Raw genomic sequence first — 16,027 nt, 5'->3', positions numbered from 1 at the left:
GCGACCTGTTCTGGCACATCCATATGCAACCATCCGTTATTTGTAAAGTTCTGCAGTCATGTGTACGACGTTGCCGTTGCTCGCTTCTAAAATTTTGTACTGCTCACCGTTCTGTTTTGCCTGCGCAGCGATTTTCGCTTCAGCACCATCCAGAGTCAGCGAGGTTGCTGAAACGGTCTGTGCGAAGCTGGCAGCAGACATCAGTGAAAGAGCGGCAGCAGCGGCGATAGTCAGAGTTTTGATAGTTTTCATGGTCGTATTCCTTTGGTTGTTTGATTTGAAGGCTATGCGCCTTCGATGGAAACAATGATAACCATTGAAACTATTATCAGATTAACTATTAGTGCGATCACAGTTAATCAACTCATTATCACTACGCCAGATCGAGCTCGGTGATGACCTTTTTAACTTTTGCCACATCCATAAGCGCTTTAGCGGTGCGCGGAAACAGTCCGCCGCACACCGAATACCACACTTCACAACCGGCGGTTAGGCCTGCTGCGGCAAAGACATCAGAAACAAAAATGCCCTCTTACGAGGGCATGGATTATCGCTACAGGTCGGGGATTATTTCAGCGCGATGCGCGCAATCTGATCCTGGCCTTTGGTTGAGGAGTCTTTGTTGAACTCCGCTTTCAACGTGACATACAGCGTGTTGTTGTCCGGGCCAATCAGCAGGCTGTTTGGATTGTTATCAAACGACCAGCTGTTTTTCACCGCGTAAGTGGTGGCATCCAGCTGCAGCACTTTCTTCGATTCGCGCTGGCTGATGTAGATCTCATTACGCTTAGCGTTGAATTTAATCGCTAGCGCATCACCTTCAATACGCTTGATCACTTTCCCAGTGCGCTCATCAAACACCAGCGTGGCTTTGCCTTTCGAATCATCGGTTACGAACAGGCGGCCGGTAGCCGGATCTTCCGCCATGTTCAGGAACAGATACTCTTTACCGTCGCCGGCGGTCCAGCGCTTCTCAATTTTGTGGGTGCGTGGATTGATCACCAGAATTTCGCCCGCGCCGTTGGTCGCGTAAATGCGCTCAGTCAGCGGGGAATAGATGATGCCGGTTACCCATTTGCCTGCATTCTTGATGGTGGCTTTTAGCTTGAAGGTTTTCTCATCAACCACCGAGATGTAACCCGGATCGGCTACGCGACCGACATACAGTTCGTTGCCGTGCCACAGCACTTCACGCGCGCCCGCCGGATAACCTTCTTTATCTTTCTTACCTGGGAAGACTAAACGTTCCAGCACTTTGCCGCTCTGCGCATCCACTTTAGAGATAGCGCCATCCAGCGAGTTGGTGGTGTAGAACACGTTGCCCGCTTCATCGATCGCCGTACCAAAGTTTTTCAAATCGGTATGCGTAACGCCTTTGGTTTCCAGTGTGGTTGGGTCGAGACGATAAATTACACCACCGTTAACGTCTTTAAAGCTCTGCGCGCTGGCAACGTATAACGCTTTCGCAGCAGGCGAATACGCCATTTCATACAGGCCATCGCCCAGCGTGCGCTGGGTCAAAGAAATATCAACTGGCTTGGCAGCGGCGGCTGGCGCTTCGGCTTTTTTAGCCGGAGCCTGGCAAGCGGTCAGGCTGAATGCAGCGACTATCGCTGCCGCTACGGCGGCTTTGCGCGGGCTAAATAACGATTTCATGCTCAACTCCATCAATGGATGAACGGCTCCGTTACGCGCGTACGCATACGGAAAACTCAAGAAGAATGAGAATCATACGCATTAGCATGAACTTAGCAACTTTCTCGACGATCTTCCTTACGTTGCCGTAGATCGATTCCAGCATGCCGCACACCTTTCTTTACTAAAAACCTCCAAATATCGCCTGAAAAAATAGGAAAACGTGAGCAATTAACAGGTTATCTTCACCCGTAAACCGTTGATTCATAACTTAATTACACATTATTACAATTACAGTTGCAACCTTCCGCAGATTCCTTAAAGCAAATGATTATCATTGGCTTTCTCAATAAATACGCAGTGGCGGTTTGCGTACCTGCTCTTCTGCCCATTTGGGCGAATGAGTTACGACGTAAACGATAAAAAACGAAGCAAAACAGCTTCCTATAACACGCGTTTCAACAGGAAATTTTATGTCTGGCATCAGGAAAACCTTTAACGTCTCACTGCTGGCGGTGACGATTCATGCCCTACTTACGCCAAGCCTGGCGCAGGCAGCAAGCGATTCGCAGCAGGATTTGGTGGTCGATACATCCGCAAGCGGCGACAGCGATAACAATGAAAAGCAGGATTACGCGGTAAAAACCACGCGAGCGGGCACTAAGCTGTTGCTGACGCCACGCGATGTACCGCAGTCAATGAGCGTGGTAACGCAACAGCGCATGCAGGATCAGAACCTGCAATCGGTGAACGATGTGCTGACCAACGCCACCGGCATCTCGACCAATCTGATCGACAGCGAACGCTCGGAATACTATTCGCGCGGCTTTAAAGTCACCAACTTCTCGTTCGATGGCATCCCGACCTCGGTTAATGACGCCTGGAACTACGGTGATGCCGCTTCTGATACCGCCATTTACGATCGTATTGAGATCGTACGCGGCGCCACCGGATTGATGACCGGCGCGGGCAGCCCGTCAGCGTCGATCAACATGGTACGTAAACACGCCGACAGCAAAACCTTTACCGGTGCGGTCAGCGCCAGCTACGGTAGCTGGAACAAACAGCGTTATGTTGCGGATCTCTCAGCACCGCTAAACCAGGATGGCAGCCTGCGCGGTCGCGTCGTAACCGGTTACAGCGATGAAGACAGCTGGCTTGATCGCTACCACAAAACCAAAAAATTCCTCTACGGCGTGATTGATGCCGACATCACTGAGCACACCACGCTGTCGCTGGGCTACGACTACGAAGATGCCAACACCGGCAATCCAACGTGGGGCGGCTTGCCGATGTTCTACAGCAACAACGCCACCACGCATTACGATCGCAGCCTCAACTCCGCCGCCAACTGGGCGCGCTACAACACTAATTCGCGCAAAATATTCGCCGACATCGATCATAACTTCGATAACGGCTGGAACATCCACGTCAACGGCACGCACGCCGAGAACACCTTTAACGATAAGCTGCTGTATGTGATGGGCAGCGCCGATCAGGACAGCGGCGAAGGCACCACCGGCTTCGGCAGCATGGATCGCGGTAAACGTCAGATGGATTCGTTCGACGGCTACGCCAGCGGTCCGTTTGAGCTGTTAGGTCGTCAGCATCAGTTAATGGCGGGCGTGAGCTACAGCCGCCAGCACAACGCCACTTACAGCCAGGATGGCGTTACCGATCTGGAAAACTACAACATCGCCTCAAACGATATGGGCATTTTCAATAACAGCTGGAACGGCAACATTGCCGAGCCGCAGTGGCAAGGTTGGTATCAGAATGCCGACGATACCATTCGCCAGAAATCGGCTTATACCGCCGCACGCTTCTCGCTGGCCGATCCGCTGTCGCTGATTATTGGTGCGCGTTACACGCAGTGGAGCACCAACGGCAGCAGCGGTGATATGACGAACAATAACACCACGCCGTACGCTGGTTTGGTGTACGACATCAACGATACCTGGTCGGCGTACGGCAGCTATACCTCGATCTTCCTGCCGCAAACCGATCGTGACATCAACGGTAAATACCTGTCGCCGGTGACCGGCAAAAGCTATGAAACCGGTCTGAAGTCCGCCTGGTATGATGGTCGATTAACGGCGACGGTGGCGGTATTCCGTATTGAGCAGGACAACGTGGGTCAGGCGATTAATGGCGTCTACCTGAGCGGCAACGAACAGGTTTATGCGCCCGCCAAAGGTGCGGTCAGTAAAGGTGCGGAGTTTGAGCTGAATGGCGCGCTAACGGATAATCTGCAGCTGACGTTCGGTGCCACACGCTACGTGGCGCGGGATAAAGAGGGACGTTTCAACAGCTATCAGCCGCAAACTTCCTTCAAGCTGTTTAGCCGTTATCAGCTGCCGATGTTGCCGGATCTCACGGTTGGCGGCGGCATCAACTGGCAGAACCGCGTGTTTGAAGATGCCACCAATGCCAGCGGCGATAGCGTGCGTGTTTATCAGGGCAGCATTCCGCTGGCTTCGCTGTTTGCGCGCTATCAGGTGACTAAGCAGGTGGCGGTGCAGGCGAACGTCGATAACCTGTTTGATCGCGAATATTACAGTTACATGAACAGCTACGTTTATGGCGCACCGCGCAGTGTTTCGATGAGCGTTTCGTATCAGTTTTAATTAAAGTCTCAAGGTGCGCATTTATGCGCACCTCTCATCAAACCTTGTTTTTATAATTGAAACTGATCTGCGAATTCTGTTCTTTCGGCAAGCGCCGCGCCTCTAAATAAACCGATTTCCAGTACGGATTATTTAGCGAAGAGCGCATCACGCCCTGACTCACCGAAGCGTGCAGGAACTGATGATCGGTGTCATAAAAGCCGACGTGCAGCTCACGTTTAATGCGGAAGAACACTAAATCACCGGGTTGCAAATGCGCCTGATCCACCGGTTTGCCCATGGCAATTAACTCTTTGGTGGTGACGCGATCCATCGGAATATTGAAACGATCTTTCAGCGTGCGCCAGACAAATCCCGAGCAATCGACGCCGGTTAATTGTGTGCCGCCCCACTGATATTTGGTCCCTTCCCACGAATGCATTTGATCGTGCAGCGCGGCAATCACCGGGATTAAATCGGGCTGTTTGCCGTTGTCTGCAGAGGTATCAACGCTTTCCTCAGCAGGCGCATGCGAAGACTTCGAAGAACAACCTGCCAGAGTGAAAACAAACAGGCAGGCGATAACTTTGCTGGCGGCAGAATTGATCATGTGATGGTGATTTCGCTGAGGGAGACAGTGGTCAGAGATTTATACCGTAAAAAAGTTGCAGAAATAAATAGGCGTGCAGTGAAATCTTTTATTTGTCGGTTGATTTTACCTAAGTTTACGCAACGGTAACATCTTGTATTTGAGTTAAAAATCTATTTTCCGCGCTGGGCTTTTTCTGTGCAGGAGAATATTTGCGCTCCTGCACAGAACGACATCAATTTCGGCTTACAGCTGTAAGTTTAATACTTGCCGGAGAAATTGGCGCTAATACGCTGCGCCAGATAATCCTTCGCGGAAATAGGCGGGTATTTTTTCTCCGGTCCTTCAATAATCACATCTTCATTCGCCTGGCAGAAAAACGCCAGGCTGTAGCGTGCCGGCACCGATTCACCCGGCAGCGGATTGCTGACGCGATGGAAGTTCGACGGTAACTTGTCATCACTCCAGCGCATCAACATATCGCCGATATTACAGGTAATTAAGCCTTCCAGCGGCGGGATCGGCGTCCAGATTTGCTCTTCCATCTCTTTGCCCGGACACACCTGCAAACCGCCCTGCCCATCACGCTGGAACAGCAAGGTCAGACAATCGAAATCGGTGTGCGCCCCGGCGCGCCACGGACCATCTGGCTCGCCGCTGATGGCAAAGTAGTGCAGCATCCGCAGCGTGCTTTGGTAGGTTTCGTGCGAAGGCTCATGCGCTTTGGCAAAGAAATCGTCGGGGAATCCCAGCTTCAGGGCAAAACAGGAGAGCAAGCGCATGCCGACTTCCCAGCACTGACGCTCGAACTTCAGTACATCATGCTGGAAACCCGGCAAGGTGGCCTCATCCGGCCACAAGCCTGCCATGCGCGGACGCGTCACCTGATACGACTCTTTTTGGTCCGGTTTACCGGTAGATGGACGGATTTGCGCGCGGTATTCCCAGCCGGCATTGCGGCTGAGTGGATGACGCGCTTTGTCACTTTGCGGCAGTGAGAAAAAGCGCTCTGCGTTGGTAAAAGCCGCATTGATGTCGTCGAGCGGAATACCGTGGCCGGAAACCTGGAAAAACCCAATCTCGGTGGCGGCTTGCCACAGCTGATCGGCTATTTCCGCTTTACGTTGGTCGAAATCGGAGAGATCGATGATGCGCACATCACGTGCAGCTTCTACGCCGCGCGCGCCCATACGCGACTCTTTCGCCAGTTCATGCATGTCATAAGTGGTCTTTTCCATTGGTGCACCTCGTTATTGAGCGATAACGGATGACTTACCCGCAGCGTGGCAGTCATCCCCGCGCCTGCTGAATACCACAGGCGATCGAGCAATGACCCACCGGGTGAAACCACGGTTGACAGCTTCTACTCAGTTTCAGCCAAGCAAAGGCTGTGCCAGCACGCTGCGCCGCTTATAATCAATACGTTAGGGAATCTGCCACATCCGGTCTGCACAATGGCGGTGCAAAACGCGCTGACTTGCCTCATCAATGAGCGGTCAATGAAGCAAAAGCCCGGCACCATCAGTATCAACTCTATTGCTTTCAGTGGGTTGCACGAATGGCATGCGCTTTGCTAAATACCAACTGAGTATAAGCGGTCAGCGTGACAACAGATGCACGCAGGACATTGCTCTACAGCATTAGCTGTACCTCGTCAGGGGACGATGCGCATTACGCATCGTGAGCACGCCATGCGCCGCTACGCCCCTGATGACGACAACAAACTTAACGTTTATTGGGGGTTATATGACAATGTCGCGTTTCCGTTTCTCCTTATTCGCTGCTCTGCTGAGCAGCTCTGCACTGTCGCACGCCGCCGACAAACTGATATTGCAAACCACCTGGGTCGCGCAGGCTGAACAAGGCGGTTATTACCAGGCGCTCGCCACCGGCATCTATAAAAAATATGGGCTGGATGTTGAGGTGCGCTCCGGCGGGCCACAGCTGAATAACATGACGCTGCTGTTGGCGAATCGTGCTGATGTCATCGTCAGCTATGACCTGCAAGTGCTGCAGGGCGTTGAGCGCAACTTCCCACTGAAAGCCATCGCCGCGCCGTTTCAGTTTGATCCACAGGGCATTGTCACCCACGGCGATGTGAAGTCGCTGGATCAGCTGAAAGGTAAAACCGTGCTGGTTTCTGCCAGCGGACAAGCCAGCTGGTGGCCGTGGCTGAAAGGCAAATATCAGCTGCAGGATGGTCAGGCGCGCCCTTACACCTTCAACATGCAACCGTTTCTCGCCGACAAAAACACCGCGCAGCAGGCTTATGCCACCTCCGAAGTGCAGCAAATTAAAGAGGTGCAGCCGGACAGCAAATTCTATCTGTTTGCCGATTATGGCTATCCGGCATACGGCGGCATTCTGGTGACGCGCGACGATTTGCTGCAAAAAGAGCCGGATGTCCTGAAGCGTTTTGTGGCGGCATCGATGGAAGGCTGGAAATCCTACCTTGCCAATCCGGCTGCCGGTAATGCGCTGATCAAAAAAGAGAACCCGCAGATGACCGACGCGGTTCTCGCCTTTGGCGTATCGCAGATGAAAGCGCTGCACCTGATTGACGGCGGCGATGCCGTGCAGCAAGGTTTAGGCGTGATGACGGATAAACGCTGGCAGGCAACGCGTGACTTTATGGTCAACGCCGGTTTACTCAAAGCGTCCACCGACTGGCAGAGCGCGTTTAGCACGCAGTTTGTCGCGGCGAAAGTGGAGTGAGGTGCTCATGAGCCAACTGCTAATTCAACACTGCGCCGCGATCCTGACCGGCGATAAACAGCAACCGCGTAGCAGCGCGCGCGATATTCGACTGCGCGATGGCCTGATTGTGGAGATGGGCGAACTCGATGCTGTCGCCGATGAAACCGTGATCGACGCCCGCGATTGCGTGGTTTATCCCGGCTGGGTTAATACGCATCATCATCTGTTTCAATCGCTGCTGAAAGGCGAACCCCAAGGTCTGAATCAGAGTCTGGGCGGCTGGCTGGCGGCGACGCCGTATCGCTTTCGTGGTGCCTTCGACGAACAGACATTTCGCATCGCCGCGCGGGTGGGTCTGGTCGAGCTGGTGCGTTCCGGCTGCACCACCATCGCAGACCATCACTATCTTTACTGGCCTGATATGCCGTTTGATGGCGCAGAAATCCTGTTCGATGAAGCCGACAAGCTAGGCGTGCGCTTCGTGCTGTGTCGCGGCGGTGCGACGCAAAGCCGTGGCTTAGAGAGCGACTTGCCCACCGCACTGCGCCCGGAAAGCTTTGACAGCATGATGGCCGATGTTGATCGTCTGGTGGCGCGCTATCACCAACCGCAGGATAGCGCGATGCGCCGCATCGTGATGGCGCCGACCACCACGCTGCACTCCACCACGCCGCAGGAGCTGCGCGAGAGCGCGCGTTTGGCGCGTCAGCTCGGTATTCGCCTGCACAGCCATCTGTCGGAAACCGTTGATTATCTCGATGCCGCACTTGCAAAGTTCGGTATGACGCCGCTGCAGTTTTGCGCCGAACACGACTGGATTGGCGATGACGTGTGGTTTGCGCATCTGGTGAAACTGCTGCCTGAAGAGATCGCCATGCTGGGCGCGGCGGGCAGCGGTATCGCGCACTGCCCGCAAAGTAACGCGCGCCTCGGCAGCGGCATTGCCGATTTGGTGGCAATGGAACACGCAGGCGTGAAGATCTCGATTGGCGTCGATGGCGCGGCCTCAAATGAAGCGGCGGATATGCAAAGCGAAGCTCACGCCGCCTGGCAGCTCCAGCGCGCACGCAAAGGCATGCTGGCGCAGCCGCGTTATGCCGGTGGAACCTTTGAAGGCGGTGGCGACGCCGCCCGCATTGAAGATGTGGTGCGCTGGGGCACATCCGGTGGCGCGCAGGTTTTGGGCTTAAACACCGGCCGCCTTGCACCTGGCATGGCCGCCGATATCGCCATCTATCGGCTCGACGATCCGCGCTATTTTGGTTTGCACGATCCTGCCATTGGCCCGGTGGCCAGCGGCGGACGCGCCAGTTTAAAGGCGCTGATTTGTGCCGGAAAACTGCTGGTGCAGGATGATGTGATTGCCGGAGTGGATTTGGCGGAACTGGGCCGCGACGCTGCACAAGCGGTAAAAACCTTGCAACAACGCGCGGCGGTTTAACCGCGTTACGCCGCTGCGTCTTTCTTACGCAGCGGTGATTCTGGCAGAAACAGCGACAGCACAAAGGCCAGCAGCATCACACCCGCCGCCATTTGAAAGGCTGAATGCACCGCATCGCCAAACACCTGCAAATAGGCTTGCTGCACATCATGCGGCAAACGGTGCACCGCATCAGGATCGAGCGTACGCGGCAATGCTTTGCCCTGCTCCACCAGCGTGGTCAAACCCGATTTCAGCACCTGACTAAACACCGCGCCAAACAGCGCCACGCCAATCGAACCGCCAACCGAGCGGAACAACGTGACCGACGAGGTAGCGACACCGATGCGATCGGGCGTTACGGTGTTCTGTACCGCCAGCACCAGCACCTGCATCACCATGCCCATTCCCATCCCCAACACGCAGGCAAACAGGTAGATATGCCACAGCGGCGCATCAATGGTCAGCGTGGTCAGCAGCGCCATGCCGATAGTCGCCAGCAAGGTACCGCCAATCGGGAACAGGCGATATTTGCCGGTACGGCTAATAATGCGTCCGCTGACGATGGAAGTGATCAGCAATCCGCCCATCAGCGGCAGCAGCTGTAAACCGGCTTCGGTCGGCGTCGAGCCCTTCACCACCTGCAGATAGAGCGGTAAAAACGTCACGCTGCCAAACAGCGACATGCCAACGATAAACGCCATCAAACTGGCGAGCGAGAAGCTGCGATTGCGGAAAAGTGACAGCGGAATAATCGGTTCCCAGGCGCGGCGCTCCTCATAAATAAAACCGATCACGCCAATTACACCAAACGCCAGAATGCACCACAGCAGCGGATCGGACCATTCACGTAACGTGCCGCCTTCGCTGGTAAACAGCGTGATACCCACCAGCGCCAGGCTGAGAAACACCGCGCCGGGATAGTCAATCTCATGCGGCTTGCGTTTGTTGTCGGTCTTAAACACTGCGTTGATGATCACCAGCGCAAACAAACCAAGCGGCAAATTGATGTAGAAAATCCAGCGCCATGAAGCGTGCTGCACGATAAAACCGCCCAATAGCGGCCCAATCACCGTTGCCAGACCGAAAACGCCGCCAAACAGGCCCTGATATTTACCGCGCTCTTGCGGGGGAATCACATCAGCGACCGCCGCCATACTCACCACCATCAAACCACCGCCGCCTAAGCCTTGCAGCGCACGAGTGAAAATCAGCTGCTCCATATTCTGCGCCAGACCGCACAGCGCCGAGCCAATCAAAAACAGCACCACCGAGATCTGCAGCACCGATTTACGACCAAACAGGTCGCCGAATTTGCCGTACAGCGGCACCACAATCGTCGAAGCCAGCATATAAGCGGTGACGATCCACGACAGGCGATCGAGCCCACCCAGTTCGCCGACGATAGTCGGCAACGCGGTGGAGACGATGGTTTGATCCAGCGCCGCCAGCAGCATCACCAGTAATAAAGCGCTCATCAGTAAGCGGACAGAAGGAGGATTCTCCTGCCCGCTGCCCGACTGCGGCGCGAGTGTTTGGGGTTTCATAACAGACACCAATTGAAATTAATTAAATACACAATTAATATTGCTTGCAGTCTGACATGAATCAAGTGAGCGAGTAAAGATGACCGCACGAAAAGTCCCTGCTGACGATATGGCCAACGCAGTCAAACCCCGCCGTCCCGGCCGTCCGCGCGGCGGCGCGATCAACGTGCAGCAGCGCGAACATCTGCTCGACATCACCTTAGCGCTGTATGCCGAAAACGGCATCGGCGAAACCTCGCTCAACGCGATTGCGCGCAAAGCGGGCGTGAGTCCAGCGATGCTGAATTACTATTTTCAGTCGCGCGAATCGCTGCTGGATATTGTGGTTGAGGAGCGTTTTTTGCCGTTACGCCAGCGCCTGGTGGCGCACTTTATAGATGACCCGCGCGATCCCGTCACCACGTTCAGCGCCTTTATCCGTGAAGTCGCGGACATCGTCACCACACACAACTGGTTCGCGCCGCTGTGGATGCAGGAAGTGATGCAAGGTGAAGGCGGTTTAGGTCAGCACATTAAAAAGCGCTTTGGTCACGGTGAACGTGATGAAGTGAAAAAACTGATTGAAGGCTGGCAGCAGCAAGGATTACTCAACCCCCATCTGGAGCCACAACTGCTGATGACTTCGATTCTCAGCCTGGTGCTGGTGCCCTTTACCCGCTTTGCCAGCGATCCCGCGTACTCGCGTGAAATCATTGTCCAGCACACGTTGAGTTTGTTTTGTCAGGGGATTCAGTCAACTTCGTAGGGTTGCTTATCATGACGTAATATCGCTCACTTAAACAATAAATTGCCTATGTATGCAGGTGCGCATGAATGCGCACCCTACGAAAACTTTGCCAAACCACTGTATAGTCGCCATTTATGGCGACCTGGAGTTAAGCAAATTTATTCCATTAAAGGGATAAATTATGAGAATGGTGCCCGGAAAAGAAAACCCGATTCGCCTGTCGATTCACGCAGTAGCTGTCCCCAATCACTCGGTGGATGTCCGGCATCCAACATCCTCTTAAATGTTTTGTATGCATCGTTCTTACTTTCGTAAGCGCGTAATGTGCCAAAATCATTCACCCAGCCAAGAATGATGGTTTTACTCTGTTCGCTACAGCGGAAAAACAATCGAAACTGCTGCAAAAATTTCGCGCGATACCAATATCGATTTTCATCCCCCAAAGTTCCCCCTTGTCGAAACTGGGAATTCAGCGGATCTCGCGCAATAACTTCTGTAACGACCTTATAAATTGCTGCCAGTAATTTCGTCTGTTTCTTTTTATGGTATTCATGCGGTTTTTCAACTTTAAGCTGCAACACTTCCTGCGCTAAAGACGTTACCTGAGCAGTAAAACAAGCGTGGAAATAAAATTTCCATCCGTTGATTTCCATGTAGTCCACACCCTTTCTCCCGCAGTTTAGTCATCCGTGAGCGGAGCATCTAAATCAACATCAATTCCAGCGACCAAATTTTCCAGACCTGACCAAAATTCGACAGGAACTGAGTGAATATGCTGCGGGTTATTCACCATATCTCGTTCGAGAAAAGTCAGAAAATGCAGTACAGCGGGATCATCCTGCTCATCATTTTGCTTAGAAATGATGACTTTACCGCCCGATAACAGGGAATATTCGATAATTTCACCCGGTTTAAGCTGTAGAGCATCGCGAATTGCCGCTGGAATAGTTGTTTGACTCCGTTCTGTCAGCCTCGACTCTGCACGGAGTGATACATCCACTAGATCAAATTTAAACACTTCTTCCTCCTCAGCCGCTCACAAAGCAACATCGCTTATAAAGCCGCCTATCCGCCAAGATGACACACAGTAATGCATTTGCATTGTGCAATGCAAATGCATTACTGCACCTTTTTAAATTATTCTTCCCAGCACCGAAACTTTCCTCCCTGCCCCAGCGAACTGAACTAATGAGACATCCAAATCGGAACTTCCATACATCGCAGGAGCAAAAAAATGAAACGCATCAAATCCCTCGTTTGTACCCTGACCATGACCGCAGCGCTGGGTCTTTCGGCCTTTAACGCCGGTGCCGCATTGCCGGTGGGCGCGAAAGCGCCGAACTTCGAACTGCAGGGCGCGTTGGCCGGTAAGCCGTTGACCTTCTCGCTGGAAAAGGCGCTGCAAAAAGGTCCGGTGGTGCTCTATTTCTTCCCGGCGGCATTTAGCGCGGGTTGTACCATTGAAGCGCACGATTTTGCTGAAGCCACAGACAGCTTCAGCAAAATGGGTGCCACGGTAATTGGCGTGACCGCGGGTAATACCGATCAGGTCAGCGATTTCTCTAAACTCGAGTGCCGCGATAAATTCACCGTTGCCGCCGATCCTGGTGCGAAAGTGGCGGCGCAGTATCAAACCACCATGCAGATGAAAGGTAAAACCCTGTCCGATCGCACCTCTTACGTGATCGCGCCCGATGGCGACATTCTGCTGAGTTACACTGACAGAAACCCGGACACACATATTGAGAAAGCGCTTGCCGCCGTGAAGCAGTACGACGCTTCTCACCCGCAAACTCATTAAGTAAAGAGGCCAGCGATGTTAACCGCCATGCTGGCCGCCTTCATCGGCGGCATCATTCTGAACTTAATGCCCTGCGTGTTTCCGGTGATCTCGCTGAAAGCGCTCGGCCTGTTGCGCCATACCGATAACGCCGCCAGCGCGCGTCGCGAAGGCTTGGGCTTTTTACTCGGCGTTGTGGTGACCATGATGGCGCTGGCCGGCATCCTGCTGGCGGCACGCGCTGGTGGTGCGGCGGTTGGCTGGGGTTTCCAGCTACAATCGCCGTTGGTGATCACCTTGCTGTCGCTGGTGATCCTCGCCGCCGCGCTCAATTTGCTCGGCGTGTTTGAAGTGGGCTTATCCGTGCAGCGCGTCGGCTCGGTTGATGTTGGTCGCGGTGCCTTTACGCGTTCGGCGTTGACCGGTGCGCTGGCAATCGTCGTCGCCACGCCGTGCGCCGCACCCTTTATGGCGAGCGCCATTGGTTATGCGTTGGTGCAGCCGCCTGCCGTCGCCTTAGTGATCTTCTTTGCGCTGGCCATCGGCTTCGCCGCACCGTTCACGCTAGTTTCACTGTTCCCGGCGCTGGCGAAATTCCTGCCGCGTCCCGGCGCATGGATGGATGTATTGAAACGCGGTCTGGCGTTCCCGATGTTTGGCGCGTATGCCTGGCTGGTGTGGGTGCTGGCGCAGCAAGCGGGAAGCGCGGCGCTGGCCACCTTGCTGGCCGCTTCCGTGGTGGTCGCCTTCGCCGGCTGGTTGTACGGCATGGCGCAACATCGCCACTTTGCCGGTAAAAGTCATAAGATGCTGTTTGCCGTTACGGCGCTGCTGATTATCGCGGTGATCGCCCCGTTGCCAACGCTGATCAAACCCGGCGCAGGCCTGGCGGGCGATCAGTTGACGGCGGAAGTGACCAAAGCCAAATGGACGCCGCAGGCGGTTGAAGCGCAGCGCGGTCACGGGAAAGCGATCTTTGTCGATTTCACCGCATCCTGGTGCATCACCTGTCAGGTGAATGAAAAAACCTCGCTCTCAACCCAGGCGGTGAAAGAGGCCATCGCTAAAACCGGCACGCTGTACATGGTGGCAGATTCCACTAAATTTAACCCGGACGTGGATGACACCATGAGTGAATTTGGTCAGGGCGGATTACCGATGTATCTGGTTTACCCTGCCGACGGCGGACCGCCCAAAGTGCTGCCGCAGGTGCTGACACCGAGTATTGTGGTGAACGCACTGAACCAGGCGAGCAAGAAGGCGTAAGAACAACAAGGCGGATTATGCAAACAAGCGATAGCGCGCGTGAAGGTTGGCCCGCGCTAATGGAACAGGCGCAGGCGGGCGATCAGCTCGCCTATACCCGACTGCTGAAAGCGCTGGTGCCGGTGATTCGTTCGCAAACACGCAAACAGATCGCCGATGATGCACTGGTAGAAGATGTGATTCAGGATGTGCTGCTAACGGTGCATCGGGTGCGTCACACCTATGATCCTGCCTACCCTTTTTTACCCTGGCTGATGGCGATTATCTCGGCGCGCGCGATTGATGCGCTGCGGCGACGTGGCCGCCATCAGCAGTGGGAAGTTAACAACGCTATCGTGCCGGAAGCCGCCAGTGCGCCAGACGCACCGCGACAGGACTCGCAGGAAGAGCTGGCCGGATATCTGCGCCAGCTCCCTTCGCGTCAGCGCGAAATTGTCGAACATGTGCATCTGCGCGAAATGAGCCTGACGGAAGCGGCCGCGCATAACAATCTGAGTGTGGCCGCGGTGAAATCGCTGCTGCACCGCGCGCTGACCAATCTGCGCCGCTTTGGAGCCAATCATGACCGATCATGACCTGTTAATTGAAAAACTCGGGCGCGAGATGCGACCGGTTAAACCGCTGCGATCCACTAGCTGGCGCGTTATCACCTGGCTGTTGCTGGCATTGCCCTGCGGCATTGCCGCCAGCTTTCTGGTGCAGCGCAGTTTCACCGACTGGGCGCAGCCGGGCGCGCTGCAGGCGATCTTGCAGCTGGTGCTGGCCTTTGTGCTCGGCACGCTGGCAATCCGCAGCGCCTTCAACATGAGCATCGCCGGACGCCGCAGTATCAGCTGGAAAGCGCTACTGCCGATTGGCCTGCTGTGGCTCGGCATGAGCATCAGCCAGATTCCCGGTGAAGTGCCGATCGAACATGACAATGACAGCGCGCGCTGCTTTACCTTTCTGCTGGTGGTCAGCACACCGATGATGGTGCTGATGATCGCCAGCCTGCGGCGCACCCGCGCACTGCATCCGGTGCGCAGCCTGGCGATGGCCGGTTTGGGCGTCTCCTGCATGGCGGTCACGCTGCTGGCATTTTGCCATCCGGTGCATCTGCATCCGCTGGATTTTGTCATGCATCTGGCGGCGATAGCGACGATTGTGGCGATGACGGTGCTGGTGGGGAAACGTTGGGTGACGTTGAAGTGAGTCGAGTGAAAGAGTGCAATGGTTAAGTTAATTCTTTGGTGTGGTATTTCCGCGCAAAAGATTAAAAATCGGCTCACTCACATTGTAAATACGCTATTTCTAAACTATAGAATAATAGCAATATAATTACATTCCCATCAATTACCTCATCCAAGGATACGTATGAAAAAGTTAATTTTCGTATTATTAGCAAGCTCGGTATCTTTCAGCTCACTCGCCGCAGACCTGATGAGCAAAGTTGAGTTTGAAAAGGTAAAAGATCAATATGTAGAGGTAGGGAACATTTCCACCTCAGGTGAAACGGATCCCGCCAGCGCCAGAGAGGAACTGTCTAAATTGGCTGAAGAAAAAGGCGGCGATATCTTTGTCGTAACCTCCGCGAATACCAATAACAAAATACATGGTACCGCCATCGTTTATAAGAAAAAGTAAGTTCCCATTTTGCCTCAGTATAAACTTAAAAACCTGGCTTATGCTGGGGCATTATTTTCAATAAATTAAATTGCCGATCCGGTTGCCTGACAATAAAGCGGATAGTGAGTCGCTATATTTTAATGATGCAAAAGCGG

Annotated in this window: 16 protein-coding genes and 1 pseudogene; 9 read left to right on the top strand and 8 right to left on the bottom strand. The window is 54.0% G+C overall.

What is annotated here, in order from left to right; all coding sequences use genetic code 11:
• Positions 1-36 precede the first annotated feature (36 nt).
• The 3 genes and pseudogenes from FCN45_RS22105 to FCN45_RS23790 form a co-directional block, all read right to left on the bottom strand.
• Positions 37-252, bottom strand: coding sequence for a YdgH/BhsA/McbA-like domain containing protein (locus tag FCN45_RS22105; RefSeq protein ID WP_007890154.1), 216 nt, complete (start codon positions 250-252; stop codon positions 37-39).
• Positions 253-406: 154 nt separating this feature from the next.
• Positions 407-514, bottom strand: a pseudogene (locus FCN45_RS23910) (dihydrodipicolinate synthase family protein); the annotation flags it as partial.
• A gap of 53 nt (positions 515-567) precedes the next feature.
• Positions 568-1,656 (bottom strand): YncE family protein, encoded by a 1,089-nt coding sequence (locus FCN45_RS23790; protein WP_137387287.1) that lies wholly within the window; start codon positions 1,654-1,656, stop codon positions 568-570.
• Positions 1,657-2,108: 452 nt separating this feature from the next.
• Between FCN45_RS23790 and fhuE the strand changes: the two genes are divergently transcribed.
• Entirely contained in the window at positions 2,109-4,262 is a 2,154-nt protein-coding gene (fhuE, locus tag FCN45_RS22095) for a ferric-rhodotorulic acid/ferric-coprogen receptor FhuE (protein WP_137387286.1), read from the top strand.
• 37 nt (positions 4,263-4,299) lie between these two features.
• Here fhuE and FCN45_RS22090 read toward each other — a convergent pair whose 3' ends face one another.
• Together FCN45_RS22090 and FCN45_RS22085 are read right to left on the bottom strand one after the other, a co-directional pair.
• A complete protein-coding gene (locus FCN45_RS22090; protein ID WP_101761687.1) occupies positions 4,300-4,851 on the bottom strand; it encodes a C40 family peptidase in 552 nt (183 codons plus the stop codon).
• A 239-nt stretch (positions 4,852-5,090) separates the two neighbouring features.
• Positions 5,091-6,068, bottom strand: a complete 978-nt coding sequence (locus tag FCN45_RS22085) for an isopenicillin N synthase family oxygenase (protein WP_137387285.1) — start codon at positions 6,066-6,068, stop codon at positions 5,091-5,093.
• Between the two features lie 514 nt (positions 6,069-6,582).
• Here FCN45_RS22085 and FCN45_RS22080 point away from each other — a divergent pair.
• Together FCN45_RS22080 and FCN45_RS22075 are read left to right on the top strand one after the other, a co-directional pair.
• Positions 6,583-7,545 carry an ABC transporter substrate-binding protein gene (locus tag FCN45_RS22080; protein ID WP_246862585.1) on the top strand — a complete coding sequence of 321 codons (963 nt, stop codon included), beginning with the start codon at positions 6,583-6,585 and terminating at the stop codon, positions 7,543-7,545.
• 7 nt (positions 7,546-7,552) lie between these two features.
• Positions 7,553-8,968, top strand: coding sequence for an amidohydrolase family protein (locus FCN45_RS22075; protein ID WP_137387283.1), 1,416 nt, complete (start codon positions 7,553-7,555; stop codon positions 8,966-8,968).
• Positions 8,969-8,973: 5 nt separating this feature from the next.
• Here the strand turns inward: FCN45_RS22075 and FCN45_RS22070 are convergent, their stop codons facing one another.
• Complete coding sequence (locus FCN45_RS22070; protein WP_137387282.1) at positions 8,974-10,494, bottom strand: MDR family MFS transporter; 1,521 nt, start codon at positions 10,492-10,494, stop codon at positions 8,974-8,976.
• Positions 10,495-10,573: 79 nt separating this feature from the next.
• Here FCN45_RS22070 and FCN45_RS22065 point away from each other — a divergent pair, with 79 nt between their 5' ends.
• Positions 10,574-11,239: a TetR/AcrR family transcriptional regulator gene (locus FCN45_RS22065; protein WP_137387281.1), complete on the top strand. Its 666-nt coding sequence runs from the start codon at positions 10,574-10,576 to the stop codon at positions 11,237-11,239.
• A gap of 161 nt (positions 11,240-11,400) precedes the next feature.
• Here the strand turns inward: FCN45_RS22065 and FCN45_RS22060 are convergent, their stop codons facing one another.
• Both FCN45_RS22060 and FCN45_RS22055 read right to left on the bottom strand, forming a co-directional pair.
• On the bottom strand, positions 11,401-11,883 hold the full coding sequence (locus FCN45_RS22060; RefSeq protein WP_210421288.1) for a type II toxin-antitoxin system YhaV family toxin: 483 nt from the start codon (positions 11,881-11,883) through the stop codon (positions 11,401-11,403).
• A 17-nt stretch (positions 11,884-11,900) separates the two neighbouring features.
• The gene (locus FCN45_RS22055) at positions 11,901-12,239 is read right to left on the bottom strand and encodes a type II toxin-antitoxin system PrlF family antitoxin (protein WP_101761693.1); all 339 of its coding nucleotides are present in this window, start codon (positions 12,237-12,239) and stop codon (positions 11,901-11,903) included.
• Between the two features lie 216 nt (positions 12,240-12,455).
• Between FCN45_RS22055 and FCN45_RS22050 the strand changes: the two genes are divergently transcribed.
• The 5 genes from FCN45_RS22050 (at position 12,456) to yahO (ending at position 15,890) form a co-directional block, all read left to right on the top strand.
• Entirely contained in the window at positions 12,456-13,022 is a 567-nt protein-coding gene (locus FCN45_RS22050; protein WP_110866778.1) for a peroxiredoxin, read from the top strand.
• Between the two features lie 15 nt (positions 13,023-13,037).
• Entirely contained in the window at positions 13,038-14,267 is a 1,230-nt protein-coding gene (locus FCN45_RS22045) for a protein-disulfide reductase DsbD (protein WP_137387280.1), read from the top strand.
• Between the two features lie 17 nt (positions 14,268-14,284).
• A complete protein-coding gene (locus FCN45_RS22040) occupies positions 14,285-14,842 on the top strand; it encodes a sigma-70 family RNA polymerase sigma factor (protein ID WP_137387279.1) in 558 nt (185 codons plus the stop codon).
• Positions 14,829-15,458, top strand: a complete 630-nt coding sequence (locus FCN45_RS22035; RefSeq protein WP_110866775.1) for an NrsF family protein — start codon at positions 14,829-14,831, stop codon at positions 15,456-15,458. The genes FCN45_RS22040 and FCN45_RS22035 overlap by 14 nt, the downstream gene beginning before the upstream one ends.
• A gap of 162 nt (positions 15,459-15,620) precedes the next feature.
• On the top strand, positions 15,621-15,890 hold the full coding sequence (gene yahO, locus FCN45_RS22030; RefSeq protein WP_101761698.1) for a DUF1471 family periplasmic protein YahO: 270 nt from the start codon (positions 15,621-15,623) through the stop codon (positions 15,888-15,890).
• The last annotated feature ends 137 nt before the right edge of the window (positions 15,891-16,027 follow it).

Origin of the sequence: Pantoea sp. SO10, assembly GCF_005281435.1 — a bacterium.
GTDB classification, from domain to species: Bacteria; Pseudomonadota; Gammaproteobacteria; order Enterobacterales; family Enterobacteriaceae; genus Pantoea; species Pantoea leporis.
This window is presented reverse-complemented; position numbering and strand designations above follow the sequence as displayed.

Excerpts from the sequence above, each read along its gene's own strand:
- FCN45_RS22105 (WP_007890154.1), bottom strand. The coding sequence starts at position 252 with ATGAAAACTATCAAAACTCTGACTATCGCCGCTGCTGCCGCTCTTTCA.
- FCN45_RS23790 (WP_137387287.1), bottom strand. The coding sequence starts at position 1,656 with ATGAAATCGTTATTTAGCCCGCGCAAAGCCGCCGTAGCGGCAGCGATA.
- fhuE (WP_137387286.1), top strand. The coding sequence starts at position 2,109 with ATGTCTGGCATCAGGAAAACCTTTAACGTCTCACTGCTGGCGGTGACG.
- FCN45_RS22090 (WP_101761687.1), bottom strand. The coding sequence starts at position 4,851 with ATGATCAATTCTGCCGCCAGCAAAGTTATCGCCTGCCTGTTTGTTTTC.
- FCN45_RS22085 (WP_137387285.1), bottom strand. The coding sequence starts at position 6,068 with ATGGAAAAGACCACTTATGACATGCATGAACTGGCGAAAGAGTCGCGT.
- FCN45_RS22080 (WP_246862585.1), top strand. The coding sequence starts at position 6,583 with ATGTCGCGTTTCCGTTTCTCCTTATTCGCTGCTCTGCTGAGCAGCTCT.
- FCN45_RS22075 (WP_137387283.1), top strand. The coding sequence starts at position 7,553 with ATGAGCCAACTGCTAATTCAACACTGCGCCGCGATCCTGACCGGCGAT.
- FCN45_RS22070 (WP_137387282.1), bottom strand. The coding sequence starts at position 10,494 with ATGAAACCCCAAACACTCGCGCCGCAGTCGGGCAGCGGGCAGGAGAAT.
- FCN45_RS22065 (WP_137387281.1), top strand. The coding sequence starts at position 10,574 with ATGACCGCACGAAAAGTCCCTGCTGACGATATGGCCAACGCAGTCAAA.
- FCN45_RS22050 (WP_110866778.1), top strand. The coding sequence starts at position 12,456 with ATGAAACGCATCAAATCCCTCGTTTGTACCCTGACCATGACCGCAGCG.
- FCN45_RS22045 (WP_137387280.1), top strand. The coding sequence starts at position 13,038 with ATGTTAACCGCCATGCTGGCCGCCTTCATCGGCGGCATCATTCTGAAC.
- FCN45_RS22040 (WP_137387279.1), top strand. The coding sequence starts at position 14,285 with ATGCAAACAAGCGATAGCGCGCGTGAAGGTTGGCCCGCGCTAATGGAA.
- FCN45_RS22035 (WP_110866775.1), top strand. The coding sequence starts at position 14,829 with ATGACCGATCATGACCTGTTAATTGAAAAACTCGGGCGCGAGATGCGA.
- yahO (WP_101761698.1), top strand. The coding sequence starts at position 15,621 with ATGAAAAAGTTAATTTTCGTATTATTAGCAAGCTCGGTATCTTTCAGC.